Origin of the sequence: Kinneretia sp. DJ1R-11 (genome assembly GCF_025717595.1) — a bacterium.
Classification (GTDB): domain Bacteria; phylum Pseudomonadota; class Gammaproteobacteria; order Burkholderiales; family Burkholderiaceae_C; genus Paucibacter_A.
Genome location: NZ_JAJIRR010000004.1, coordinates 54,635 through 78,924, shown reverse-complemented (window position 1 = coordinate 78,924; position 24,290 = coordinate 54,635). Strand labels below are relative to the sequence as shown.

Here is a 24,290-nt window from a genome sequence, read left to right as displayed (position 1 = left end):
TCGCTCACTGCGCTGCGTGCTCGGTGCTCTGGCCATGCAGCAGCTGCGGGTCCAGGCGGAGCTCGGCCGCCAGGTCGACCACCTGGCCGTCGATCACATGGACATTGCGCTGCGCGCGCGCGGCCAGTTGCATGTCATGGGTGACCATGACGATGGTGGCGCCGTCGCGGTGCAGCTCTTCCAGCAGATCCATCACGCTGCGGGCCATGCTGCTGTCGAGGTTGCCGGTGGGCTCGTCGGCCAGCAAGAGCTTGGGTTCACCGGCCAGGGCGCGGGCGATGGCCACGCGCTGTTGCTGGCCGCCGGACAGTTCGGCTGGGTAGTGCTTGGCGCGTGCCGACAGGCCCACGCGAGCCAGGGCCTCGGTGGCGCGCCGCTTGCGCTCAGCCGCAGCCATGCCGCGGTAGCGCAGCGGCACCTCGATGTTGTCGAGCACGTTCAGATCCGGGATCAAATTGAAGGCCTGGAAGATGAAACCGATCTTCTGGTTGCGGATGCGCGAGCGGGCGTCGTCGTCCATGGCGCTGACGTCCACGCCGTCCAGCTCGTAGCGGCCACCGCTGAAGGCTTCCAGCAGGCCGGCGATGGTCAAGAACGTGGTCTTGCCCGAACCCGAGGGCCCGGTCACGGCGACAAACTCACCGGCCTTGACCTCGAGGTTGAAGTTGCGCAGGGCATAGGTCTCGACCATTTCGGTGCGGTAGACCTTGGCGAGCGATTGCATCTTGAGCATGGGTGGGTACCGGTTGGGTGTGAATGGGTGTGGGCCGAATCAGTGAACAGGTGAACAGGTGAACAGGTGAACAGGTGAATGGGTGGTGGCAGGGGAGTGATTCACTTGTTCACTCGTTCACCTGTTCACCCAAGAACTCAGCTACTCACTCACCGTCCCCCGTTCTTTGCCTTGAAAGAGTTCGCCGCCGTTGCTGACGATCTGCTCGCCGGCTTGCAGGCCTTCCAGCACTTCGATGCGGGCCAGGCTCTGGGCCCCGAGGCGGATGGCGCGGCGCTGCACCTGGCCGTCTTTCAACACGTAGACAAAGCGGCCGCCGCCTTCGTCGACAAAGCTGCCGCGGGCGACGCTGAGCACGCGGGCGCGCTGGTCCAGCTGCACGCGCACCGAGAGGCGCTGGTTCTGGCGCAGCTGCTCGGGCCGCTGGCCCTCGAAGCGCAGACGCGCCGCCACTTCGTTGTTGACCACCTCGGGCGAGATCGAACTGACCACGCCCTTCCATTGCTGGCCATTGCCCTGGATGGTGCCGGGCATGCCGGGCTGCAGCTCGCGGGCAAAGCTCTCGGCCACCTGCATCTGCACCTCCAGCGCGCTCAGGTCGACCACCGAGACCAACTTGCCGTCCTTGGCCGTGCTGGCCCGGTCGGTGATGAAGAGCTGGCCGACCTGGCCGTCCACCGGCGAGCGCACGGCCAATTCCTCGACCTGGCGGCTCAGGTCCTGCACATTCAGCTGCTGGCGCTCGAAGGCCTGGCGCTTGGCCTGCAGCTCGAACTTGCTGGCCTCGTCCTTGAGGTCCAGCAGGCCGCGGGCCTGGCGCAGGGCCACCTCGGCGCGGGCCAGGGCGTCCTGGGCCTGGTCCACCTGCATGCGCGCGGTGGCGCCGGCCTCGAAGGCCTGGGTCTGGCGCTTGAGCTCGTTGCGCGCGCTTTGCTGGGCGATGGTGGCGGTTTCCAGATTGCTCTGGCTTTGGGCGCGCTGTTGGCGGGCGTCGGCTTCGGCGCGCAGCCATTCGCTCTTCAGCGCATCAGCATTCGATCGCTCCTGGGCCAGGCGGGCGGCTAGCTCGGGGCTTGCGATGCGGGCCAGGATCTGGCCGCGCTTGACCGGGTCGCCGGCCTGCACCGCCAGGCTGACGCTGCCGGCATTGCCGGCGTAGAGCGTGGGGCTGACGGCGGCCACCACCTTGCCCTCGCCGCTGACTTCACGCGTCAGCTGGCCCCACTCGGCGGTGGACAGGCTCAGGCGGGAGATCTTCACCGAAGACGCACCGCTGCCGCCAACCTGCTCGCGCAGCTTGGGCACGGTATAGCCCAGGGCCAGCACGGCGGCCAAGCCGATGCCGGCCAGCAGCCAGCGCCGGGCCCGGGTGTTGCGGCCGGGGCTGAGGATCTGGTCTTGTGCGGATGTGTCTCGGATCATGGGGTCTGGCTCTCGCTGAATCGGCTTTGCTCAGACTGTTTGCAAGCCCCGTGCCAGCTCTCTTCCGAGAACTGGCGCCTTGTGAATCAAGCACTTGAAGGCGCGGACGCCGCGGCGGCAGTGTCCGCGGACACAGAGGTGGACAGAAGCGTGGACAGTCCGCCGGACAGCCGCCGGTCAGCGTGACCCGGCGGTGGCCCCCCTAGAATCCGCGCCATGAGCAATTTCCCCATCGGGCTGCAGCCGCGCTGCTTCGCCCTGGTGCCGGCCGCCGGCATCGGCGCCCGCTCCGGCGCGGCCGGCCCCAAGCAATACGTGCCGCTGGCCGGTCGGCCCATGATGGCCCACACCCTGGAGGCCCTGGCCCAGGTGGCGGCGCTGGAAGCCACCTTGGTGGTGTTGGCGCCCGAAGACGATCAGTTCGAGGCTGCCATCCCCGAGTTCCAGGGCGAGCGCGCCTGGCTGGCCCGGGTCGGTGGTGCCAGCCGTGCCGAGACCGTCAGCGCCGGCCTGACCGAGCTGATGGCGCGCGGCGCCCAGGCCCATGACTGGGTGCTGGTGCACGACGCAGCGCGCTGCCTGATCCGCCCGGAATGGGTGCTGCGCCTGATCGAAGCCTGCGCCGAAGACGAGGTGGGTGGCCTGCTGGCCTTGCCGCTGGCCGACACCCTCAAGCAAGCCGAGGCCGGCCGTGTCGCCGCCACTGTGGACCGGCGTCACAAATGGGCCGCCCAGACGCCCCAGATGTTCCGCCTCGGCTTGCTCAAGCCCGCGCTGATGATGGCCGGCGACTCGGTCACCGACGAGGCCAGTGCCGTCGAAGCGCTCGGTCATGCGCCGCTGCTGGTCGAGTCGCCGATGGAGAACTTCAAGGTCACCTGGCCGGCGGACTTCGCCCTGGCCGAGCGCCTGCTGAAGAGCCGCTGAGCTCGCTCAGCCTCTCACCGAATCATCGCCAGCACCCGGTCCAGCGCCGCCGCATGGCCGCTGAACAGGCTGGCCGGATTCTTGGGGTCGAACACGGCCAGGGCCAGTTTGGGTGGCACGCCCTTGACCTCGTAGCTGACGCCCTGCGGGTCCACCGACCGCTCGTGCGACAGCGTCACCAGGAAGTTGCCCGGCAGCGTCTTGCCCAGCTTGTCGGACATCGAACCGCTGGTCGCCTGGCCGACTTGCGTCACATGGGGCAAGGTCCGCATCATCAGGGCCAGGGTGTCGCCGGCACTGACCGTTCGGTCACTGGTCAATAGGTAGACCGGCTTGAGATAAGGTTTGGCACCCTTGGGCGCAATGAACCACTCACGCGGCGCCCGACCTTCGGGGCGTCGGGCCGTGGTGCTGAAGGTGGCCCGGCGTTGATCGGCAAAGCTGCTGGCCACTTCGGCGCTGACCAAGTCATAACCGCCATCGTTGACGGCGATGTCGACGATCATGGCCTTGGTGTCGGCCAGGGCCAGCAGGGCGCGGTCCATTGCGGCGCGGATCAGCGCGACATCCTGGTGCCCGTTGCTGCCTTCGGCGAACTCGGACAGGCGTGACAGGGCGATGTAGCCCACATTGCCGGGCAGCTTGCCCCATTGCAGCGCGCCGTTCAGGAGCTCGGCCGTGTCGCCGCCATTGCGTTCGCTCAGGCGCAGCCCGGCTTGTGTCCACAGATGCTGCTGCCACTGGGCACTGAAGCTGTCGAGATCAGCGACTTCGTTCTGCGCCAGAAAGGCTTGGTTCAGCAAGAGCAGGGTGGGCGTGCGCGCGCTGTCGCTGTAGTGCAGGACTTCGCCCTGGGCGTCGAAGCGAATCAGCGAGACATGGTGGTCATTGAAGCCCTCCAGGGCCTCTTCCAACACCGCCTGCAGTTCATCGTCATTGCGTGCGGCGGCCGCTATGGGCGCCAGGGCCAGCCGGCGTTTGGCCCAGTCGATGCCGCGCTCCTTGAAGAAGGCGTAGTCTTGATCAAAGAACTCCCACATGGCCTTGAAGGTGCTGGCCGGATCGCTGGGCGCGGCTTGCTTGCAGGCAGGCGGGATCTGAGCCACTTTCTCCAGGCTCATGCTGGAGGGGGCGCCCTCGGCGAGGTAAAGGTCAGTGGCCGTGTTGGCGCCCACGCTGCGGCTTCGGAAGATGAGTCCTGTCAGTTCCTGCTGGCCGAGCGAGATTCGCTCGCGCAGGCAGAAGGAAGGGCTTTGGTGATAGCGGACCCAGCTGTCACCCTGAACTTCGACCAGGCTCCCTTCGCCGAGCACGCGCCAAGCGCCCTGGAGCTCAGTGGCAATGTGTCCGGCCTGTATCACCTCGCCCCGTATCTCCTTGACGAGGACTTTGCTCTCGTCCGAGTTGCCGCCACCGCAAGCCGTCAAGAGCAGCAGCAAGCAGCCCTCCAGCGGCAGAGACAGGACCGATGGCCGGGCTGGGCTGGGGGCGAGGGAATGGGTGGTCAGGCGATGAGGCGCGCGCGTGCGAATGATGGACTGGAGTGACATGTTCAAGGCTGATGAAATCGGTGATTAGGTGACAGGACTTGGCTGCCTGTTGCACCGGGCGCAGTGTTCGCTATCTCACCAGAAAGAACCATCGCCCTGGACTTTGTGCTTGTGATTCTCTTATTTGGTATTACGATGCGCTACCAATGCACGATGTGCGAAGAGGAGAGAGAAGCATGAGCAGCCCCGAAGTCCTGATCCAGGTCCTGCGCAGCGAAATGCGCGCCGCCGGCATCACCTACAAGCAGCTGGGCCAGCGCCTGGAGATGAGCGAGTCCAGCATGAAGCGCATGTTTTCCCAAGGGGATATGAGCTTGTCGCGGCTGGCGCAGATCTGCAAGGCGGTCGGCGTGGCGATGGAGGATGTGCTGCGCCAGGCGGCCGATGCCACGCCACACGCCGACACGCTGACGCTGGCGCAGGAGCGTTCCTTGGTCAGCGACCCCAAGCTCTTGCTGGTGGCCATCTGCTGCCTTGGGCATTGGACGCTGGAGCAGATCGTCGAGACCTACACCATCAGCGAGACCGATTGCATCCGCTACCTGGTCAAGCTCGACCGCCTGGAGCTGATCGAGCTCAAGCCGCTGAATCGCTATCGCATGCGGGTGTCGATCGCCTTCCACTGGCTGCCCGATGGCCCGGTGCAGAACTTCTTCCGCAAGTACGTGGTCAACGACTACTTTGCCGGCCGCTTTGACGGCACGGGCGAGGCCTTGCTCTGTGTGCATGGCCGCCTGTCCAACCCGAGCGCGCAAGAGTTGGTGCAGAAGATCCGCCAGCTGGCCGCTGACTTGGCGCGTTTGCACCAGGACGATCAACGCCTGCAAGCCAGTGAGCGTGACGGCTTCACCCTGCTGCTGGGCCTGCGCTCCTGGGAGTTCGAACAGTTCACGGCCATGCGCCGCAGCAAGAGCGACTGAGGGGCGGCGAGCTCAGCGCGCCCGCGCTACCAGGTCGGGCCGAGGAAGAGGTAGGCCGAGCTGTCGCCGCGCCGTGTGCTGCCGGCCCCGAGGTAGAAGGGGCCGAAGCGGGTGTCGAAGGCCAGGAAGGCGCTGCCCGCCAATTTCAGCTGCTCACGCGCAAAGGTCTCGCGGTCCCGGATGATGCCGCCCAGCTCCAGCGACATGCCGGCGCGTATGGCACCGCCCAGCCCGATCGGCATGTCGCCGATGCGGCGCGCCATGACCAAACGTCCGAAACCGACGGTGCGGCCGCTGAGGGAGTTCTCTGTGGTTCCCGACAGGCGCAGGAAGCCGCCCAGGCTGCCGCCGGTGTTGCCCAGGGCTGCGTGGCTCCACTCGGTGTAAACGTGCCCGGCCCAGCTGCCGGCGCGGAAGGCTGCCAGCCCCGCGAAGCGAAGGTTGAGGTCGCTGTCTCCTGAATCGGCGGTCAGGTATTGGATTTTGGCGTTGAGCAGCAGACCGCGGCTGGGAAAGGCCAGTGAGTCCAGGGTGTCGGCACTGATCTCGGCAAAGGCCGCGCGGGCCGTGGCTTTCATGCGCGTGTTCTGCTCTGGTTCCGGAATCAGCGTGTGGCTGCTGCCGGCCAGCTGGACCGTGCCCAGCCGTACATCACCCCAGTTGGAGAGTCGCCGACCGAGCGAGACCTGGGAGAGCACATGCTCGTTGGCATTGCGCATGCGGCGGTGACCCTGGCTGTCGTACGCGTCGTAATTGCTGGCGCCAAACTGGGCCGCCAGGTTCAGATACCAGGGAGAACCGGCGCCGAGCGGCTGTATGAGGTCAAGGGACAGGCCGCGGTCCTCGCCGAGGCTGGCGTAGGTGCGCAATTCGGCGCCCCAGCGGTTGAGCCAGGTGCTGACATGCATGGCGCTGATGCTGAAGCGGTTGGTGTCACCGAAATTGCTTTGCAGGGCCAGGCCGAAGCGCAGGCGGTTGTGGGCCCATTCAGCCTCTTGCACATGCAGGGTCAGGTGGCGCTGATCGCCTTGGTCGCTGATCTGGGCGTCGATGCGCTCGAAATCGCCCAGGCCGTAGAGGGCGGCCGTGGCGCGCTTGATGTCCTCGGGGCCGGTGAGCTTGCCAAGCTGGAGGCCCAGCTCTTCGCGCAATGCTTTGGGGTTGCTGCGCTGTGTGCCTTCGATCTTCAGGCTGGCCAGGGGCAGGGCCATCTGCGACAGGGGTTCGGGTTCGCGCAGGCGCAAGCGTTCGAAGCTGGCGTACTGCGCGTCGTCCACGGCCAGGCCGACCAGGCGCTCCTGGGCGGCCAGGGCCGAGCGCTGGCCCGAGGCCATGGCCTCGTCAAAGCGGTCGAAGTCCATGAAGCCGATATTGCCGAGGTCGGGGTCGATCAGCACGTCCACGCCCTTGAGTTCGCGCAGGGAATGGGCCACGTTCTGGTTGGTCAGGATCTGCAGCATCTGGTTGGCCACGCCCACCGCGCTGGTGATCTCGCGCTCTTCCAGCAGGGGCGAGCCGACGTTGACGGCAATGATCAGCTCCGCTCCCATCTTGCGGGCGATGTCCACGCCCAGATTGCGCACCAAGCCGCCGTCCACCACCGCGCGGCCATTGACCCGCACCGGCGAGAACACGCCGGGCACGGCCATGGAAGCGCGCAGGGCCAGGAACAGCGGCGTGTCCACCATCTCGACCAGGTCGCCATTGAGCAGGTCGGTGGCCAGAGCGCGGAAGGGCAGGCGCAGGCGGTTGATGGGGGTTTCGGCCTGCTCGCCGCGCACCAGGCTTTCCAGCGCGGCTTCGAGCGCGCTGTTGCCCGCCGCGGATGGGGGCAAGGTGGTGCGGCCGCCGCGCGGGTCAACGCCGAGTTCCAGGCGGGAAGGGATCAGCTGGTCTTCTTCACGGCGCCGGTAGCTGAGGTTCTGGCGTGGCGGCCGGTCGGCCAGCACGGCGGGCCAGTCGGTGTGCTGGACGAACTCCTCCAGCTCTTCAATGCTGCGGCCCGAGGCATAGGCGCCGCCGACCACGGCGCCCATGCTGGTGCCGACCACCAGGTCGACCGGGATCTTGAGCTGCTTCAGCACCTTGAGCACGCCGATATGGGCCAGGCCGCGCACGCCGCCGCCCGAGAGCACCAGGCCGATCTTGGGCCGTTGGCCCTCTGCGTTCACCAGCAAGCTGGGCTGCTGCGGGTCGCCGGGTAGCACGGTCTGGGCCCAGGCGCCACCGCCGCTCAGGAGGACGCACAGGAAGGCGCAACCGGATGCCAAGTTCAGGCGGAGCAAACGGCGGAGCAAACGGCGGAGCAAACGGTGGAGCAAGGGCATGGGCAGCGGTGCAAAAGTGGCGAGGCAGAGCAGGCGGACAGGTCGCCACGATAGCGCGTTCGAGGCTGGCGATACGCTAAGCTGCGCCGCATTGGAACTCCTGGCCGCCACTGCGCCCACTCGTCATGCCCCTGAACGACCCCGCCCCCGCTCCTTCAAACCCTTGGCCTGCGCTGCGCATCGGCGAGGGTTGGGACACCCATGCCCTGGTCGAAGGCCGGCCCTTGGTGCTGGGCGGTGTGACCATTCCACACAGCCACGGCCTGCTCGGCCATTCGGATGCTGACGCCCTGGCGCATGCCATCACCGACGCCTTGCTGGGCGCTGCCGCTCTGGGCGATATCGGCAAGCTCTTCCCGGACACTGCGGTGGAATTCAAGGGCGCCGATTCCATGGTGTTGCTGGCCGAAGCCTACCGGCAGGTGAAGGCCGCCGGCTGGCAGATCGTCAATTTGGACAGCACCATCGTCGCGCAAGCGCCCAAGATGGCGCCGCACATCCTGGCCATGCGCAGCCGCCTGGCCGAGGTGCTGGGCATCGAGGTCGCACGGGTCAATGTGAAGGCCAAGACGGCCGAAAAAATGGGCCCGGTGGGCGAGGGCAAGGCGATCGAAACGCGGGCGGTCTGTCTGCTGACAGCCTTGGCCTGAAGGGACTTCAGTTCGCGCGCTGGAGCCGAATCAGGGTTTGCAGGCCGCCGTCAACGGCATTGCCGATGCGCAACTGCCCGCCCAGCCGCAGCACCGATTTCTCGACGATGGCCAGGCCCAATCCGGCGCCATTGGCGGCCGTGCGTGCCGCATCGCCCCGGAAGAAGGGCGTGGTCAGGCGGGTCAGCATCTCGGCCGGCACGCCCGGGCCGTGGTCACGCACCTGCAGTGTCACCCAGGGGCCGCTCTGGGTGCAAGTCACTTCCACCAAGGCCGCCACATCGGGGGCGTGGCCATAGCGGCGCGCGTTCTCGAAGAGGTTGAGCAGCACCCGGGCCAGCTCCGTTTCGTCGGCCCAGACCTTGGTGCCCGAGGGCAGGGCCACGGCGATGCGGATCTGCTCCGGCCAGCGGAAAGCCTGGGCCTCGCGCTCGACCAGGGCGGCCAGCTCCAGGGGCTCGCGCCGCAGCTCGTTGGGCCGGGCATAGTCCATGAATTTGTGAATGATGGCATCGAGCTGGTCGATGTCCTGGGCCATGAATTGGCGCGCTTGCTCGTCGGGCACGCTCATCTCGGCCTCCAGGCGCAGCCGGGCCAGGGGTGTGCGCAGGTCGTGCGAGATGCCGGCCAGCATCACGGCGCGGTCTTCCTCGACCTTGGCCAGCTCGCGCGCCATGCGGTTGAAGCCGGTGTTGACGTCGCGGATCTCGCTGGTGCGGGTGGTTTCGTCCAGGCGCGAGTCGTACTCACCTTCGCGGATGCGGTGGGCCGCTTCGCTGAGCGCGCGCAGGGGCTGGTTGATCAAGCGGGTGATGGCGGCGGAACCGAGCACGCTCGCGATCAGGGCGATCACCAGCCACCAGCCCTTGCCCGAGAGGCTGACCGAGACCGGCGCCGCACTGGTCTGCAGCCAGTAGGCATCCGGGCCGATGCTGAAGCGCACCCACAGACCGGCTTCGTCGTTGACGCTGCGCGCCACCACCGTGTTCGGCCCCAGGCTCTGGCGCAGCTCTGCGGCCAGGCGCATGGCAAAGGTGTTGATGTCATAGGCCAGCCAGCGGTCGGTCTCTTCCGCCACCCGCACCTTGACGGTGTTGCTGCGTGCCAAGGACTTGAGTGTGGTGACGCGGTTGATCGCGTCACTGCCCTCCAGTGCCACCCGGCTCAGATTGACCAGGCCGGCCAGCTGCTGGGCCGCCTGCAGGGCCCGTGGCTCGGCCTCCAGCACCTTGAAGGTCTGCTGCCATGCCAGCACGCCGCCGGCCAGCAGCAGGGCCAGCAAGGCAAAGGTGCGCCAGAACAGGTTCAGTGCGAACTCCGGCTTGGGCAAGGACGCAGAGGCGATTGGCACTCAGCTGGCTTCATCAGGCACAAACACATAACCGACGCCCCAGACGGTCTGGATGTAGCGGGGTTGGGTCGGATCGGTTTCCAGCAGCTTGCGCAGGCGCGAAATCTGCACGTCCAGGCTGCGGTCAAAAGGCTCGAAATCGCGGCCGCGCGCCAGCTGGGCCAGCTTGTCGCGCGAAAGCGGCTGGCGCGGGTGTCGCACCAAGGCCTTGAGCATGGAGAATTCCCCGGTGGTCAAGGGCAGCACTTCGCCGCCACGGGCCAGGCGACGCTGCGCCAGGTCGAACTCGAAGGGCCCGAAGGTTACCGTCATCGGTTCCTTGGACGGCGCGCCGGGCGCCTCCAGGGCCGGCCGGCGACGCAGCACGGCATTGATCCGGGCCAGCAGCTCGCGCGGGTTGAAGGGTTTGGCCAGGTAGTCGTCGGCGCCAACTTCCAGGCCGACGATGCGGTCCACCTCTTCGACCTTGGCGGTCAGCATGATGATGGGGGTGTTGTCGCTGGCCGCGCGCAGGCGCCGGCAGATGGTCAGGCCGTCTTCGCCGGGCAGCATCAGGTCGAGCACGATCAGGTCCACGGTTTCGCGGGTCAGGTGCTTGTTGAGGGCGCGGCTGTCTTCGGCCAGCAGCACCTCGAAACCTTCCTGGGTCAGGTAGCGGCGCAGCAGTTCACGGATGCGGGCGTCATCGTCGACGACCAAGATGCGGTTGGGCCTGGGGTTGCTGGTGCTGGTCATGGCCGGTTCCTGAGTGCTTTGAATTTGTAACAGAGCCATTGTCAGCCGGTTTTTCGCACTTGCAGCTCGGCGATGCCCAGCGTTACAGCTCGTTAACAATTTTCCGGCCATCGGCCTTGCAAGCTTGAGCGTTGTGACCAGCTAAGCTGTTCCGGCTTGCCATGCCACACAAGGAGAACCCGCATCATGAAGAAGCACAAGACCCGCAAGATCCTCGCCGCCGCCCTGGGCGGCCTGCTGCTGCAGGCCGGCGCCCAGGCGGCCGCCGGCGACCAACTGCCGCGTGACCGCCTCAATCTCTCGGCCACGGCCAGCGTCGAGGTGACCCGCGATGTGCTGGGCGTTGTGTTCAGCACCAACAAAGAGGGCAGCGACGCCGGCGCCGTGCAGCAAGCGCTGAAGCAGGCGCTGGACAGCGCCTTGGCCGAGGCGCGCAAGATCGCCAAGCCGGGTCAGGTCGAGGTGCAGACCGGCAACTTCTCGCTCTATCCGCGCTATGCGGCCAAGGGCGGCATCAATGGCTGGCAGGGCAGCGCCGAGCTGGTGGTCGAGGGGCGTGACAGCGCCGCCATCGCTCAGCTGACCGGTCGCATCGGCAGTATGAGCATCGCCCGCGTCGGCTACAGCCTGTCCAAGGCCCAGCGCGAAAAGGTCGAAGCCGATGTGGTGGCCCAGGCCATCGCGCTCTACAAGACCCGAGCGGCCGACTACGCCAAGCAGTTCGGCTACCCCGGTTTTCAGATCGGCGAGGTCAGCGTCAACACCGGCGACAACGCGGCCCAGCCCATGGCAGCGCCGCAGGTTCGCTACAAGGCCATGGGCGCTTCGGCTGAGATGGCCCTGCCGGTGGAAGCCGGCCAGGCCACGGTCAGTGCCACGGTCAATGGCTCGGTCTTGCTGGTGCGCGAGGCGATTTCACGCTGAAACCTCGCCCGGGCCGGGCGCGCCGGATTTATTGCGCCGTCCAGCCGCCGTCCAGGCTCCAGGCCTGACCCTGCACATTGCTGGCCGCGCCAGAGCACAGGAAAGCGGCGAGCTCGCCCAGTTGCTCGGGCGTGGTGAACTGCAGCGAGGGCTGCTTTTCGGCCAGCAGGCGGCGTTTGGCTTCTTCGCCGTCCACGCCATCGGCCACCGCGCGGGCATCCACCTGTTTTTGCACCAAGGGGGTCAACACCCAGCCGGGGCAGATGGCATTGGCCGTCACGCCGCTGGTGGCGACTTCCAGCGCCACCGATTTGGTGAAGCCGACCAGGCCATGTTTGGCCGCCACATAGGCAGATTTCTGCGCCGAAGCCACCAGACCATGCACCGAGGCCACATTGATGATGCGGCCCCAGCCCTTGCTCTTCATGCCGGGCAGGGCCAGGCGGGTGGTGTGGAAGGCCGAGCTCAGATTGATGGCGATGATGGCGTCCCAGCGCTCGACCGGGAAGCTTTCCACCGGCGCCACATGCTGGATGCCGGCGTTGTTGACCAGGATGTCGCAGCCGCCGAATTCGCTCTGCGCATAGGCCATCATGGCCTCGATCTCGGCCGGCTTGCTCATGTCGGCGCCGTGGTAGCCGACGCGAATGCCGTGGGCCTGGCCAGCAGCCAGCACCTCAGCGAGCGGGCCTTCATGGTCGCCAAATCCGTTCAGCACGATGTTCGCGCCCTGGCGTGCCAGTACCAGCGCCATGCCCAAACCAATACCGCTGGTTGAGCCAGTAATCACGGCGCATTTGCCTTGAAGCATCAGGAATCCTTTCGAGGGTTGCTAGGATGGACTGTAGTGGGACTTACGAAAAATCGTTCCAGCGTCGTTCCGGCGCCTTGTCTTACCGACGTACGGCCTGCGGCGTCATGCCCAGCTGGCACGGCGTTTCGCAAGTCCTCGCTTTTTGGATCTCAATCATGGCCGAACCACAACTGAATTTCGTGAAATGCCTGGGGCAGGGCGGACTGCACCGCATGGCCTATTGGGAGTGGCCGTGCCGGGCAGCCCTGCCGGCGGGCGAGAAGGCGCCGGTGCTGGTGTGCGTGCACGGCCTGTCGCGCCAGGGGCGGGACTTTGATCAGTTGGCGCAAGCCCTGAGCGAGCGCTACCGCGTCATCTGCCCGGATGTGGTCGGCCGCGGCCGCTCGGACTGGTTGGCACAGCCGGCCGGCTACCAGGTGCCGGCCTATGTGGCCGATATGGTGACCTTGCTGGCCCGGCTCGATGTGGATCAGGTCGATTGGGTGGGTACCTCCATGGGCGGCCTGATCGGCATGGGCCTGGCTGCCCTCCCGGGCAGCCCGGTGCGCCGCCTGGTGCTCAACGATGTGGGGCCGACCATCCAGTTCGACGCCTTGCAGCGCATCGGCCGCTATCTGGGCCAACCGCGGCATTTCGCCAGCGTGGCGGAGGGCTCGGACTACCTGTTGAGCATCTCCGCGAGCTTTGGCCCGCACACGGCCGAACAATGGGCGGCTTTGTCTGCGCCCATGTTCAAGCCCGAGGGTGAGGGCTTCAAGCTGCACTACGACCCGCAGATCGCCCAGGCCTTCCATGCCGTGACGCCCGACTTGGCCCAGGCCGGCTCGGCGGCGCTTTGGTATGCCTTTGACGCGCTGCGCTGCCCGACGCTCTTGCTGCGCGGCGCCGAGTCGGACCTGCTCAGCACCGAGACGGCGCAGGCCATGACGCAGCGTGGCCCGCGCGCCCAGTTGCGTGAAATCGCCGGCGTCGGCCATGCGCCGACCCTGGTGCAGCCCGATCAGATTGCACTCGTACGGGCATTTCTCGAGGCGGCATGAAAACAGGTTTGACCAGCCAAGCGCCGGCCCTAGATCAGGCGGCGCCTATCGTGGCATTGCTGGACACGCCCGTGAGCGGTCTGCCCTCCGAGGCCTTGCCCTTTGCCCGCGCCCGGGCGTTTGCTGAGCCTTTGCTGGCCGGCCAGCCCTTGGACACCGGCGAGGACGCCCTGGCCCATGCCGACGGCGTGGCCGCCATCCTGGCCGGCATCGGTGCGGCGCCGACCATGCAGGCGGCCTCCTACTTGGTCTATGCCGGCGAGTATCTGCAGAAGCCCGAGGAAATCGTCGCCAAGGCTTTCGGCGAGTCTTACGCCAGCCTGGTGCTGCACACCCGGCGTCTGGTACAGATCCAGCGCGCTGCGCGCGAGGCGCGGGTGGAGGATGAGCGCCGCGGCGAGCAGACCGAGCGCGTGCGCAAGATGCTGCTGGCCTTCTCGCGCGATCTGCGCGTGGTGCTCTTGCGCCTGGCTTCGCGCCTGCAGACCCTGCGTTACTTTGCTGCCTCCAAGCGGCCTTGCCCGGCCAGTCTGGCCCAGGAAACGCAGCAGGTCTTCGCGCCCCTGGCCAACCGCCTGGGCATCTGGCAGATCAAATGGGAGCTGGAGGACTTGTCCTTCCGTTTTTCCCAGCCCGAGGCTTACCGTGAGATTGCGCGGGCTCTGGACGAAACCCGGGTGCTGCGCGAGCAAGGCATCGAGGCCACGCGCGCCGCCTTGCAGGCCGATTTGCACGCCCATGGATTGCAGGCGCTGGTGCAGGGCCGGCCCAAGCACCTCTACAGCATTTACAAGAAGATGCAGGGCAAGAGCCTGCAACTGGAGCGGGTCTTCGATCTGCGCGCCCTGCGGGTGGTGGTGCCGACGGTGGCCGACTGCTATGCCGTGCTGAGTCGCTTGCATGAGCAGTTCACGCCCGTCGCCGGAGAATTTGACGACTACATCGCTCGGCCCAAGCCCAATGGCTATCAGTCTCTGCACACCGTGGTTCAGACGGCCGACGGCCGGGCCATGGAGGTGCAGATCCGAACCCAAGCCATGCACGAACATGCCGAGCATGGCGTGGCCGCGCACTGGGCTTACAAGGAAGCGGGCGCACGCGGCTATACCGGCGTCAGCGCCGCGGGTGAGTTCGAAGATCAGGTGGCGCAGGCGCGCAAGGCCGTGCTGCGTCAGCTGCTGGCCTGGGAGCGCGACTTTGCCGAGGGGCACCGCGACGAGACCGTGCCGGCTGCCGGCGAGGGGCAGGCGCTGTTCGACGACCGCATCTATGTGTTCACGCCCCAGGCCACCATCATCGAGCTGAGCGCTGGCGCCACGCCGGTGGATTTCGCCTACGCCGTGCACACCGATCTGGGCCACCGCTGCCGCGGTGCCAAGGTCGATGGCGCCATGGTGCAGCTGAACACGCCGCTGCAAAGCGGGCAGACCGTGGAAATCACCGCGGCCAAAGAAGGCGGCCCCTCGCTGGACTGGCTCAACGCCGAGCTCGGCTACCTGCAAAGCCAGCGTTCGCGCGCCAAGGTGCGGGCCTGGTTCAATGTGCTGGCTCAGGCCCAGACGGCGGCGCGCGGCCGCGAAGCGGTGGAGAAGCTGCTGCAACGCGAAGGCAAGACGGCGGTCAAGCTGGAAGACTTGGCCGCGCGCCTGGGCTTCAAGAGCGCAGACGCCCTGTTCGAGGTGGTGGGCAAGGACGAGTACTCGCTGCGCAATATCGAGCTGCTGTTGCGCCCGCCCGTGCCCGAGCCCGACAACGACGAGTTGCTGGCCCAGCGCCGCACCAAGCCCACGCGGGGAGGCCCGCGCGGTGGCGTGCTGGTGGTGGGCGTCGATTCCCTGCTGACCAATCTGGCCCGTTGCTGCCGGCCTGCGCCGCCGGATGCCATCGGCGGCTATGTCACCCGCGGCAAAGGCGTGGCCATCCATCGCCTGGACTGCAGCAACTTCCGCCAGATGGCCCAGCAGGCCGGCGAGCGGGTGATCGAAGTCGAGTGGGGTGGGGCGGCAACGGCCGGGAGCGGCGCCAAGGGGCCGGCCATGTACCCGGTCGATGTGGTGGTCGAGTCCAACGATCGCCAGGGCCTGCTGCGCGATGTGTTGGAAGTCTTCGCCAAGGAGAAGATGAACGTCATCGCCGTCAACACGCAGTCGGTCAAGTCGGCGCGCAGCGACACCGCCTGGATGAATTTCACGGTCGAAGTGGCCGACTCCGGCCGCCTGGCCCAGGTGCTGCGCAGCGTCGCCCAGGTCAGCGGCGTGAAGGCTGCGAGAAGAAAATAGAAGTTTTTTCAGCAAAGACTAGACAGACCTTAAAAACGTGGGCTATACTGCGAAGCTCTTGAGGCGCGTAGCTCAGCTGGTTAGAGCACCACCTTGACATGGTGGGGGTCGTTGGTTCGAGTCCAATCGCGCCTACCAAAATACGTAAGTAAGACGGTAGGCGTTACTCTCAAGTAACGTTGTTGCAGAAACCCGGTAGATCCCAGATCTCCCGGGTTTTTTGCTTTTCGGGTCCGGCATCTGCGTGTTGCCTGCCTTGGGTCTGAAGCGTGGTGGCGAGCTGTGCTCAAATGCGGCGCCTCCCTTGTATCTTCATTGCCCTTCTGCCTCAATTGCCGTATCCCGATGACTTCCGCGGACCACCCCAGTCACCTTGATCAGTTGGATCAGCTGAGCATGACGGAGATCCTGCGTTGGCAGGCCCGGCTGGAGCAAGAGCTCAAGCGCCGCTTTGAGCTCAGCCTGGCGCTCTTGTTTTCGGACATGGTCGGCTCTTCGAGCTACTTCCAGCGCTTTGGCGATGCAGCAGGGCGCCAGTTGCAGCAGATCCACCAGGACCTCTTGCAGGCTGCCGCGAATCAGCATGGCGGGCGCGTGGTCGATACCGCTGGAGATGGCGTTTTCTTGGTCTTTTCCGACAGCGCGCGGGCCTTGGCCGCGGTGCAGCAGGTGCAGACGCAACTCAGTGAGCGCAATCTCGCCCGCGCCCGGCCGCACCAGTTGCAGCTCCGCATGGGTCTGCATTGGGGTCGTGTGCTCAGTGACGGGCAGTCGGTGTCCGGCGAGGCCGTCAATTTTTGCGCTCGGGTGCTGGCTTCGGGAGAGCCGGGCGAGGTGCGCCTGAGTCGTGAGGCCTTCCAGGAGTTGCCCGCGGCCTGGCGCGTGCAATGCCGGCCCTTGGCGCCGACCTTGCTCAAGGACGTGGCCGGCGCGGTCGAGCTGATGGCTTTTGATTGGCGCGACCGAAGCATTTTTCCTACCCATGTTTTGATCGGGGACGCCAAGGAGCCGCAGGTCCTGCCACTGCTGGACATCATCAGCTTTGGTCGCCTGCGTGAGCATGAGGGTGTACCGGCCAACGATGTGGTGCTCTCCCATGTCGATCCCATGCAAGCCTTGCAGATCAGCCGCTGGCATTTCGAGCTGCGCCGCGGGGCGCAGAGCATGGTTCTGAGGGCCTTGTCCGATAGCGTCACCTTGGTCGACGGTCAGCCGGCGCCCAAAGGGCAGGATCTGCCGGTGCGGGTTGGTTGCCGCATTGATGTAGCCCATGCCCTCAGCCTGCGCCTGCTGGCGCCCTTGCCCTGTCATGCGCCCGATGCCGACCAGACCTTGGTCAGCCTGAGTCGCGCCCGGCTCGATCTCGCGGCCGTGGCCGCCGCCGGCCCGCGTCCGGGGGAAATCCCCGCCGGTTTGCAGCGCCCGGGCTCCTAGAATATTGCTGCACCTGCACAACACTCTGTGCCGGTCGGACAAGGAGCATCCATGGTGACGGCCCGCAGAGGCAGCAAGGCAGCAGGCATGGGGTCATCCCCGGCTGGCGACAGTGATGAAGCACAAGCGCCCGCCGTGCGCGTGCTCAAGAAGTACCCGAACCGCCGTCTCTATGACACCCAGACCAGCAGCTACATCACGCTGGCCGATGTCAAGAAGATGGTGCTGGACGGCCAGACCTTCGAGGTGCGCGATGCCAAGACGGGCGAAGACCTGACGCGCAGCATCCTGCTGCAGATCATTCTGGAAGAGGAAACCGGCGGCGTGCCCATGTTCAGCACCGCCTCGCTGGAACAGATCATTCGTTTTTACGGCCATGCCATGCAGGGCGTGATGGGCGACTATCTGGAGAAGAATGTTCAGACCTTTGGTGCTTTGCAAAGCAAGTTTGCCGAGCAAAGCCAGGGCCTGGCCTTCAGTCCGGAACTCTGGACCCAGTTTCTCGGCGCCCAGGCGCCGGTGATGCAGAACCTGATGGGCGGCTATGTCGAGCAGAGCAAGAACCTGATCGAGCAGATGCAGGAGCAGATCAAGCAGGCCGGAGCCATGTTTCCAGTGATGCCAGGAATGCCGGGAATGCCCGGCTTTGGCGGCAAGAAGTAGGGCGCAGGCCGATGCCGGCGGCCGGCTCAGGCAAAATCGGGGGATGAGCGAAACCATCACCCCCAGCCCGGCCGCCGCGCCTGCCGCAGCCGCCCCCAAGATCGGCTTTGTGTCCTTGGGCTGTCCCAAGGCCCTGACCGACTCCGAGCTGATCCTCACCCAGCTGCGGGCCGAGGGCTATGAAACCTCCAAGACCTTTGCCGGCGCCGACCTGGTGATTGTCAACACCTGTGGCTTCATCGACGATGCCGTCAAGGAAAGCCTGGACACCATCGGCGAAGCCCTGGCCGAAAACGGCAAGGTCATCGTCACCGGTTGCCTGGGCGCCAAGGCCGGCGCCAGCAGCAGCGATGCCGGCAGCCTGGTGCGTGAAATGCACCCCAGCGTCTTGGCCGTGACCGGCCCGCATGCCACCCAAGAGGTGATGGACGCGGTGCATACCCATGTGCCCAAGCCGCACGATCCCTTCATTGATCTGGTGCCAGAGTCGCGCGGCATTGCCGGCATCAAGCTGACGCCCAAGCATTACGCCTACCTGAAGATCAGCGAGGGCTGCAATCACCGCTGTACCTTCTGCATCATTCCCAGCATGCGCGGCGATCTGGTCTCCCGCCCGGTCGGCGATGTGCTGAACGAGGCCCGCGCGTTGTTCGAGTCGGGCGTCAAGGAATTGCTGGTGGTCAGCCAGGACACCAGCGCCTACGGCGTGGACGTCAAGTACCGCACCGGCTTCTGGGACGGCAAGCCGGTCAAGACCCGCATGCTGGACCTGGTCGCGCAAATGGGCGAGTTAGCCAAGCAGCACGGCGCCTGGGTTCGCCTGCACTACGTCTATCCCTACCCACATGTGGACGAAGTGCTGCCGCTGATGGCCGAAGGCTTGATCCTGCCTTACCTCGATGTGCCGCTGCAGCATGCCCACCCTGATGTGCTCAAGCGCATGAAGCGCCCGGCCAGCGGCGAGAAGAATATGGAGCGCATCCTGCGCTGGCGCGAAACCTGCCCGGACATCGTCATCCGTTCGACCTTCATCGCCGGCTTCCCGGGTGAGACCGAAGAGGAATTCCAGTATTTGCTGGACTTCATGAGTGAAGCTCGCATCGACCGCGCCGGCTGCTTTGCCTACTCGCCGGTGACTGGTGCCACGGCCAATGAGTTGCCCGGTGCGCTGCCGGTTGAGGTGCGTGAAGAACGCCGCGCGCGTTTCATGCAGATTGCCGAAGCGGTGTCCATCGACAAGCTGCGCGCCCGCGTTGGCGCCACCATGCAGGTGCTGGTGGATTCCGCGCCGGCCCTCGGCCGCAAGGGCGGTGTCGGCCGTACTTACGCCGACGCGCCCGAGATTGACGGCACGGTGCGCCTGTTGCCGCCCGAGAAGGCCAGCAAGACGCTCAAGGTGGGCGAGTTCACTCGAGCACGCATTGTCGCGGTCGAGGGCCATGACTTGATCGGCATGCCGATCTGAGCCCTGTTCGATCTGAGTCAGAATCAAAGCGGGCTTAGGCACGTTTTGTTTTTTCAGCGCCCTTCTAGGACCTCATCGTGAGCAAGCACGCCCCAGCCCCAGACCTCGCATTGGCCACGCAGCAGATCCACCATCCCTATCAGCCCCCTGAGGGTTGGGCGGCGCATCCGGTTGGTGTCTTCAAGGCCTCGACGGTGCTGTTCAAGAACACCGCAGATCTGCATCAGTACCGCCCGCGTGACGGCAAAAGCTACCGCTATGGCCTGCACGGTACGCCGACCAGCTACACCCTGGGCGCACGCATCGCCGGCCTTGAGGGTGCCGAGCATTGCCTGCTGGTGCCTAGCGGCTTGGCGGCCGTGACCCTGGTGTCCTTGAGCCTGCTGCGGCCGGGTGACGAGGTGCTGGTGCCGGACAATGTCTATGGACAAAACCGTTACTTGAGCGAATCACTGCTGCCGCAGTTCGGCATCCAGCATCGCTTTTACGACCCGCTTGATGTGGCCGGTTTCAGCGCCCTGATCAACGAGAAGACCAAGCTGGTCTGGCTGGAGGCGGCCGGCTCCATCACCCTGGAGTTCCCGGATCTGATCGGCCTGCTTCGGGTCTGCCGTGAGCGCGGTATCACCACGGTGCTGGACAACACCTGGGGCGCGGGCGTCGCCTTCAAGGCCTTTGATTTGCTGCCAGACACTGAGCCGGGCTTTGGCGTGGACATCTCTATGCACGCGCTGACCAAATACCCTTCGGGTGGAGCCGATGTACTGATGGGTTCGGTCTGCACCCGCGACCTGGCCTTGCATGAGCGCATGAACTATATGCACGAGCACCTGGGCTACGGCCTGGGGCAGAACGATGTGGAGCTGGTGTTGCGCAGCCTGCCGACGCTGGAGCTGCGCTACCGCGCCCAGGATGCGACGACGCGTGCGTTGGCCGCCTGGATGCAGGCGCAGCCGGCGGTGGCTCAGGTGCTGCATCCGGCCTTGCCCGGCTCACCGGGCCATGCGCACTGGCGCGAAGTCAGCAGCGCAGGGGCGGCTTGCTTGTTCTCGGCCGTGTTCCAGCCGCAGTACAGCGCGGCTCAGGTCGATGCCTTTGTCGACGCGCTGCAGTTCTTCGGCATCGGCTACTCCTGGGCTGGCCCCATGAGCCTGGCCGTGCCCTACAACATGAGCCGCAGCCGCTCTCTGGGCCTGCCCTTCCGTGAAGGGCATCTGGTGCGTTTTGCCATCGGCCTGGAGGCGGAAGCCGATCTGCGCGCCGATCTTGCGCAGGCCCTGGACCTGCTCAAGACCTGAAGCGGTGTCAGCTGCGCGTCTTGGTGGCGTGACGCATCAGCTGGCCCTTCTCTTTTTCCCAGTCGCGTTTCTTTTCGGTCTCGCGCTTGTCGTGTTCGGCCTTGCCCTTGGCCAGGCCGATCTCGGCTTTGACGAAGCTGCCCTTGTAATGCAGGTTCAAAGGCACCAGGGTGAAGCCGCGCTGCTCGACCTTGCCGATCAGACGGCGGATGTCGCCCTTGCTCATCAAGAGCTTGCGGGTGCGATCGGCCAGCGGGCTGACGTGGGTGGACGCCGTGCGCAGCGGGTTGATACGACAACCGATCAAGAAAAGCTCGCCGTTCTTGATCAACACATAGCCATCGGTCAGCTGCACCTGGCCGGCACGAATCGCCTTGACCTCCCAGCCCTCCAGCACGATGCCGCATTCGTGCCGTTCTTCGATGAAATAGTCGAAGCGCGCGCGTCGGTTTTCGGCGATGGGGGCGGTGGACACGGCGGCCTTGGCCTTTGGAGGCGGACGTGAGCCGTGGTTGTGGGCGGTGGCAGCAGTGGACATGAATCTCGATTCTGGGTGGGCGGCTCGCGGCTGCTTGGGTGGGCCTGGCGCGCCAATACAATCCGCCCATTGTATGAAGCGCTATGAAACACGTTAGGAAGTCTGTTTTGCTCTGGTACTCGCCGCGCGAGATGTACGAGCTGGTGGTCGGGATCGAACGCTACCCCGAGTTCCTGCCTTGGTGCGAACGCGCGGAAGTGCTCGACCGTCAGGACGAATCGGTGACTGCTCGCCTGTCTCTGGCCTATGCCGGGGTGCGTCACGCTTTCACAACCCGCAACACCCATGTCAGCGATCGCCGTGTCGGCATGGCCTTGGTCGATGGGCCTTTCTCTTCATTGGACGGCGTCTGGAATTTCCTGCCTTTGAGCAAGCCGGGCAGCGACAGCGCGGAAGAGGTGGCCTGCAAGATCGAGTTCGAGCTTAGCTACGCGTTTTCCAGCGTGGCCTTGGAGGCTGTGGTCAGCCCGGTCTTCGACCGCATCGCCAACACCTTTGTCGATCGTTTTGTGCAGCGCGCAGAAAGCGTCTATGGTCCGCGCTGATCTGGAGCCGGCTGTCCTTTCCATCGAGTTGGTCTGGAGTCTGAAGGCGGGTGAGTTGTGCCGCGTCGATCTGCAGCTACCTTCTGGAAGCACCTTGGGGCAGGCCTTGCACGCCTGCTCTGAGTTTGCGTCTGTGCTGCCGCGGCTCGGTGAGTTCAAGCTGGGCATCTGGGGGCGACAGCAGCCGCTTACGACCCCGCTGCGTGACCGCGACCGCATCGAGGTCTATCGCCCTTTGACTGTGGACCCCAAGGAGGCGCGCCGCCAGCGCTACAAAGACCGCGGCGAGCGCATCGTCTCGCGCCACCGGCCGCTGGCCGGCAAGACCAGCCGTCAGACCTGAGAGCCGGCCGGCTGGGTCGCGGCCGGGCTCATTGGCATTCGCTGGCGATCGCGGCCCGGCTGCGTTGAATCTCTTCGGCGCGCTGCCGGTCATCGATGACGACAGTCTCGCCGCGCTCATTGCGCCGACTGATGCGCATGCCATCCTGAAGCATGCGCAGGTTTTCCTGGGCCCGGCTGCAGTTCTCGCGTTTTTGTTCGGCGAAGCGTCGGTCTTCCTGTTTCTGCTTCTCCTGGACCTCGCGCTCTTGCTGCTTTTCCAGCTCCTTCTGGCGGGCCTGTCGGTCCAGCTCGGCTTTGCTGGGGGTGCTGCTGGGCGTCAGGGCGGCGCTGGCCGCTGCATCGGCCTTGCTTCCGAAAGGAATGATCAAAACTGGCGGAGGCTTGTAGCCGGCCGGGCGTTGCAGGATGTCCTTGTCCGCCGTGCCGTGCGGTGGCGGCAGGTCGCTGATCTGCAGGCGACCCGAGCCATCGCGCCATTTCCACTGGGCCTGTGCGGGCAGAGTGATGCACAGCAGCAGGACCAGGCTCATCCAAGCTGCCCAGCGCTGGGTGCGAAGGGCGGTCGGAGCTTGGCCCGAATGAGTCATAGACAGGCTGATTTTCATGGGCAAAGTGTAGCGGCCCCGGTTGTTCGACGTCGCCTCGCAAATTGCGTCAATTTGCGCAAATTCAGCGTGTCACAGCCGTGCGCGGGAAAAGCAGGCCCCGTCCTCCGTATAATGCCGCTTTGCGACTGGAGCTTCCCTCATGCGCCTTTTAGGAAAAGCGCTCACCTTCGACGATGTGTTGTTGGTGCCAGCGTTCTCCCATGTGTTGCCTCGCGACACCTCTCTCGCCACCCGGCTGTCCCGCAATATCCGTCTGAACCTGCCCCTGGTCTCTGCGGCCATGGATACGGTGACAGAAGCGCGCTTGGCGATTGCCATCGCGCAAGAGGGTGGCATCGGCATCGTGCATAAAAACCTCTCGGCCGAGCGCCAGGCGATCGAAGTCGCCCGCGTCAAGCGCTACGAGTCGGGCATCGTGCTGGAGCCCTTCACCATCACGCCTTCGACCACGGTGCGCGAGGTGGTCGAGTTGCAACGTCTGCACGGCGTCTCGGGCTTCCCGGTGCTGGAAGGCAAGAAGGTCGTCGGCATCGTCACCGGCCGTGATGTGCGCTTCGAGACCCGCATGGACCTCGCGGTGCGCGAGATGATGACTCCGGCTTCCGCCCTGGTCACCGTCAAGGAAGGCGCCTCGCTGGAAGAGGCCAAGGCCTTGATGCACAAGCACAAGCTGGAGCGCGTGGTCGTCATCAATGACGCCTTTGAGTTGCGCGGCCTGATGACCGTCAAGGACATCACCAAGCAGACCAGTTTCCCCAATGCTGCCCGCGATGCCCAAGGCAAGCTGCGCGTCGGTGCTGCCGTCGGTTTCGGCGATGACACCGAAGAGCGCGTGGCCATGCTGGTCAAGGCCGGCGTGGATGCCCTGATCGTCGACACCGCCCACGGCCATAGCGCTGGCGTGCTGGAGCGCGTGCGCTGGGTCAAGCAGAACTTCCCCGGTGTGGATGTGATCGGCGGCAATATCGCCACCGGTGCGGCGGCTCTGGCCTTGGTGGAAGCCGGCGCAGACGGCGTCAAGGTCGGTATCGGCCCCGGTTCCATTTGCACCACACGCATCGTCGCCGGTGTGGGTGTGCCCCAGATCACCGCCATCGACAACGTCGCCACCGCCTTGCGCGGTACCGGCGTGCCGGTGATCGCTGACGGCGGCGTGCGCTTCTCCGGTGACCTGGCCAAGGCCATCGCTGCGGGTGCCGATTGCGTGATGATGGGCGGCGCTTTTGCCGGCACCGAGGAAGCCCCGGGCGACCTGATCCTGTACCAAGGCCGCTCCTACAAGAGCTACCGCGGCATGGGCTCCATGGGTGCGATGGCCAAGGGTTCGGCCGATCGCTACTTCCAGGACACCTCGGCCAACAATCCCAACACCTCCAAGCTGGTGCCGGAAGGCATTGAAGGCCAGGTGCCGTACAAGGGCTCGGTGGTGCAGGTCATCTTCCAGATGGCCGGCGGTCTGAAGGCTTCGATGCACTACTGCGGTTGTGCCACGATTGCCGACATGCAGAACAAGGCTGAGTTCGTGGAGATCACCTCGGCCGGCATGCGCGAAAGCCATGTCCACGATGTGCAGATCACCAAGGAAGCACCGAACTACCGTTCCGAGTGAGGCTGAAGTCCCGCCGCCTGCGCTGAGGCCTCAGGGCAGGGCGGGGCGCCGGTGAACTTCAAGAAAAGGGGCTTTGGCCCCTTCTTTCTTTTCTTCGTATGCGGCGCAGGCCC

The 24,290-nt window shown here is 65.6% G+C and carries 22 protein-coding genes and 1 tRNA gene; 14 read left to right on the top strand and 9 right to left on the bottom strand.

Annotated elements, in window-relative coordinates:
• Window positions 1-4: 4 nt before the first annotated feature.
• Both LNV23_RS09175 and LNV23_RS09170 read right to left on the bottom strand, forming a co-directional pair.
• The gene (locus tag LNV23_RS09175) at window positions 5-733 is read right to left on the bottom strand and encodes an ABC transporter ATP-binding protein (protein WP_263562714.1); all 729 of its coding nucleotides are present in this window, start codon (window positions 731-733) and stop codon (window positions 5-7) included.
• A gap of 141 nt (window positions 734-874) precedes the next feature.
• Window positions 875-2,155: an efflux RND transporter periplasmic adaptor subunit gene (locus tag LNV23_RS09170; protein ID WP_263562713.1), complete on the bottom strand. Its 1,281-nt coding sequence runs from the start codon at window positions 2,153-2,155 to the stop codon at window positions 875-877.
• Window positions 2,156-2,371: 216 nt separating this feature from the next.
• On the opposite strand from LNV23_RS09170, the gene ispD reads away from it, so the two are divergent.
• Complete coding sequence (ispD, locus tag LNV23_RS09165; RefSeq protein ID WP_263519222.1) at window positions 2,372-3,082, top strand: 2-C-methyl-D-erythritol 4-phosphate cytidylyltransferase; 711 nt, start codon at window positions 2,372-2,374, stop codon at window positions 3,080-3,082.
• Between the two features lie 14 nt (window positions 3,083-3,096).
• On the opposite strand, the gene LNV23_RS09160 is transcribed toward ispD, so the two are convergent.
• Window positions 3,097-4,632: a S41 family peptidase gene (locus tag LNV23_RS09160; RefSeq protein WP_263562712.1), complete on the bottom strand. Its 1,536-nt coding sequence runs from the start codon at window positions 4,630-4,632 to the stop codon at window positions 3,097-3,099.
• A 176-nt stretch (window positions 4,633-4,808) separates the two neighbouring features.
• Between LNV23_RS09160 and LNV23_RS09155 the strand changes: the two genes are divergently transcribed.
• Complete coding sequence (locus LNV23_RS09155; protein WP_263562711.1) at window positions 4,809-5,552, top strand: helix-turn-helix domain-containing protein; 744 nt, start codon at window positions 4,809-4,811, stop codon at window positions 5,550-5,552.
• Between the two features lie 26 nt (window positions 5,553-5,578).
• On the opposite strand, the gene LNV23_RS09150 is transcribed toward LNV23_RS09155, so the two are convergent.
• Window positions 5,579-7,879: a patatin-like phospholipase family protein gene (locus LNV23_RS09150; RefSeq protein WP_263562710.1), complete on the bottom strand. Its 2,301-nt coding sequence runs from the start codon at window positions 7,877-7,879 to the stop codon at window positions 5,579-5,581.
• 125 nt (window positions 7,880-8,004) lie between these two features.
• Here LNV23_RS09150 and ispF point away from each other — a divergent pair, with 125 nt between their 5' ends.
• Window positions 8,005-8,529, top strand: coding sequence for a 2-C-methyl-D-erythritol 2,4-cyclodiphosphate synthase (gene ispF / locus LNV23_RS09145; RefSeq protein ID WP_263562709.1), 525 nt, complete (start codon window positions 8,005-8,007; stop codon window positions 8,527-8,529).
• Window positions 8,530-8,536: 7 nt separating this feature from the next.
• Here ispF and LNV23_RS09140 read toward each other — a convergent pair whose 3' ends face one another.
• The gene (locus LNV23_RS09140) at window positions 8,537-9,880 is read right to left on the bottom strand and encodes an ATP-binding protein (RefSeq protein ID WP_263562708.1); all 1,344 of its coding nucleotides are present in this window, start codon (window positions 9,878-9,880) and stop codon (window positions 8,537-8,539) included.
• Window positions 9,881-10,615, bottom strand: a complete 735-nt coding sequence (gene ompR / locus LNV23_RS09135; protein WP_263519227.1) for an osmolarity response regulator transcription factor OmpR — start codon at window positions 10,613-10,615, stop codon at window positions 9,881-9,883. It abuts the gene before it with no gap.
• Window positions 10,616-10,801: 186 nt separating this feature from the next.
• On the opposite strand from ompR, the gene LNV23_RS09130 reads away from it, so the two are divergent.
• Entirely contained in the window at window positions 10,802-11,539 is a 738-nt protein-coding gene (locus LNV23_RS09130; RefSeq protein WP_263562707.1) for an SIMPL domain-containing protein, read from the top strand.
• 28 nt (window positions 11,540-11,567) lie between these two features.
• Here the strand turns inward: LNV23_RS09130 and LNV23_RS09125 are convergent, their stop codons facing one another.
• The gene (locus LNV23_RS09125; protein ID WP_318023218.1) at window positions 11,568-12,350 is read right to left on the bottom strand and encodes a 3-hydroxybutyrate dehydrogenase; all 783 of its coding nucleotides are present in this window, start codon (window positions 12,348-12,350) and stop codon (window positions 11,568-11,570) included.
• Window positions 12,351-12,508: 158 nt separating this feature from the next.
• Between LNV23_RS09125 and LNV23_RS09120 the strand changes: the two genes are divergently transcribed.
• The 7 genes from LNV23_RS09120 to LNV23_RS09090 all read left to right on the top strand — a co-directional run bounded on the left by LNV23_RS09120 (window position 12,509) and on the right by LNV23_RS09090 (window position 20,532).
• Window positions 12,509-13,393, top strand: coding sequence for an alpha/beta fold hydrolase (locus tag LNV23_RS09120; protein ID WP_263562706.1), 885 nt, complete (start codon window positions 12,509-12,511; stop codon window positions 13,391-13,393).
• On the top strand, window positions 13,390-15,672 hold the full coding sequence (locus tag LNV23_RS09115; protein WP_263562705.1) for a RelA/SpoT family protein: 2,283 nt from the start codon (window positions 13,390-13,392) through the stop codon (window positions 15,670-15,672). Before LNV23_RS09120 ends, LNV23_RS09115 begins: the two co-directional genes overlap by 4 nt.
• A 61-nt stretch (window positions 15,673-15,733) precedes the next feature.
• Window positions 15,734-15,810, top strand: a tRNA-Val gene (locus LNV23_RS09110).
• Window positions 15,811-16,068: 258 nt separating this feature from the next.
• Complete coding sequence (locus tag LNV23_RS09105) at window positions 16,069-17,106, top strand: adenylate/guanylate cyclase domain-containing protein (RefSeq protein WP_263562704.1); 1,038 nt, start codon at window positions 16,069-16,071, stop codon at window positions 17,104-17,106.
• An 87-nt stretch (window positions 17,107-17,193) separates the two neighbouring features.
• A complete protein-coding gene (phaR, locus tag LNV23_RS09100) occupies window positions 17,194-17,769 on the top strand; it encodes a polyhydroxyalkanoate synthesis repressor PhaR (RefSeq protein WP_263562703.1) in 576 nt (191 codons plus the stop codon).
• A 43-nt stretch (window positions 17,770-17,812) separates the two neighbouring features.
• Window positions 17,813-19,234: a 30S ribosomal protein S12 methylthiotransferase RimO gene (rimO, locus tag LNV23_RS09095; protein WP_263562702.1), complete on the top strand. Its 1,422-nt coding sequence runs from the start codon at window positions 17,813-17,815 to the stop codon at window positions 19,232-19,234.
• Between the two features lie 77 nt (window positions 19,235-19,311).
• Window positions 19,312-20,532, top strand: coding sequence for a PLP-dependent transferase (locus LNV23_RS09090; RefSeq protein ID WP_263562701.1), 1,221 nt, complete (start codon window positions 19,312-19,314; stop codon window positions 20,530-20,532).
• A 7-nt stretch (window positions 20,533-20,539) separates the two neighbouring features.
• Here the strand turns inward: LNV23_RS09090 and smpB are convergent, their stop codons facing one another.
• Window positions 20,540-21,070 carry an SsrA-binding protein SmpB gene (gene smpB / locus LNV23_RS09085; RefSeq protein ID WP_263519235.1) on the bottom strand — a complete coding sequence of 177 codons (531 nt, stop codon included), beginning with the start codon at window positions 21,068-21,070 and terminating at the stop codon, window positions 20,540-20,542.
• 83 nt (window positions 21,071-21,153) lie between these two features.
• On the opposite strand from smpB, the gene LNV23_RS09080 reads away from it, so the two are divergent.
• Window positions 21,154-21,615, top strand: coding sequence for a type II toxin-antitoxin system RatA family toxin (locus LNV23_RS09080; RefSeq protein WP_263519236.1), 462 nt, complete (start codon window positions 21,154-21,156; stop codon window positions 21,613-21,615).
• Window positions 21,602-21,958 carry an RnfH family protein gene (locus LNV23_RS09075; RefSeq protein WP_263562700.1) on the top strand — a complete coding sequence of 119 codons (357 nt, stop codon included), beginning with the start codon at window positions 21,602-21,604 and terminating at the stop codon, window positions 21,956-21,958. The genes LNV23_RS09080 and LNV23_RS09075 overlap by 14 nt, the downstream gene beginning before the upstream one ends.
• A gap of 28 nt (window positions 21,959-21,986) precedes the next feature.
• Here LNV23_RS09075 and LNV23_RS09070 read toward each other — a convergent pair whose 3' ends face one another.
• Window positions 21,987-22,565, bottom strand: a complete 579-nt coding sequence (locus tag LNV23_RS09070; protein WP_263562699.1) for a DUF4124 domain-containing protein — start codon at window positions 22,563-22,565, stop codon at window positions 21,987-21,989.
• A gap of 142 nt (window positions 22,566-22,707) precedes the next feature.
• On the opposite strand from LNV23_RS09070, the gene guaB reads away from it, so the two are divergent.
• Entirely contained in the window at window positions 22,708-24,177 is a 1,470-nt protein-coding gene (gene guaB / locus LNV23_RS09065) for an IMP dehydrogenase (RefSeq protein WP_263519239.1), read from the top strand.
• Window positions 24,178-24,290: the final 113 nt, after the last annotated feature.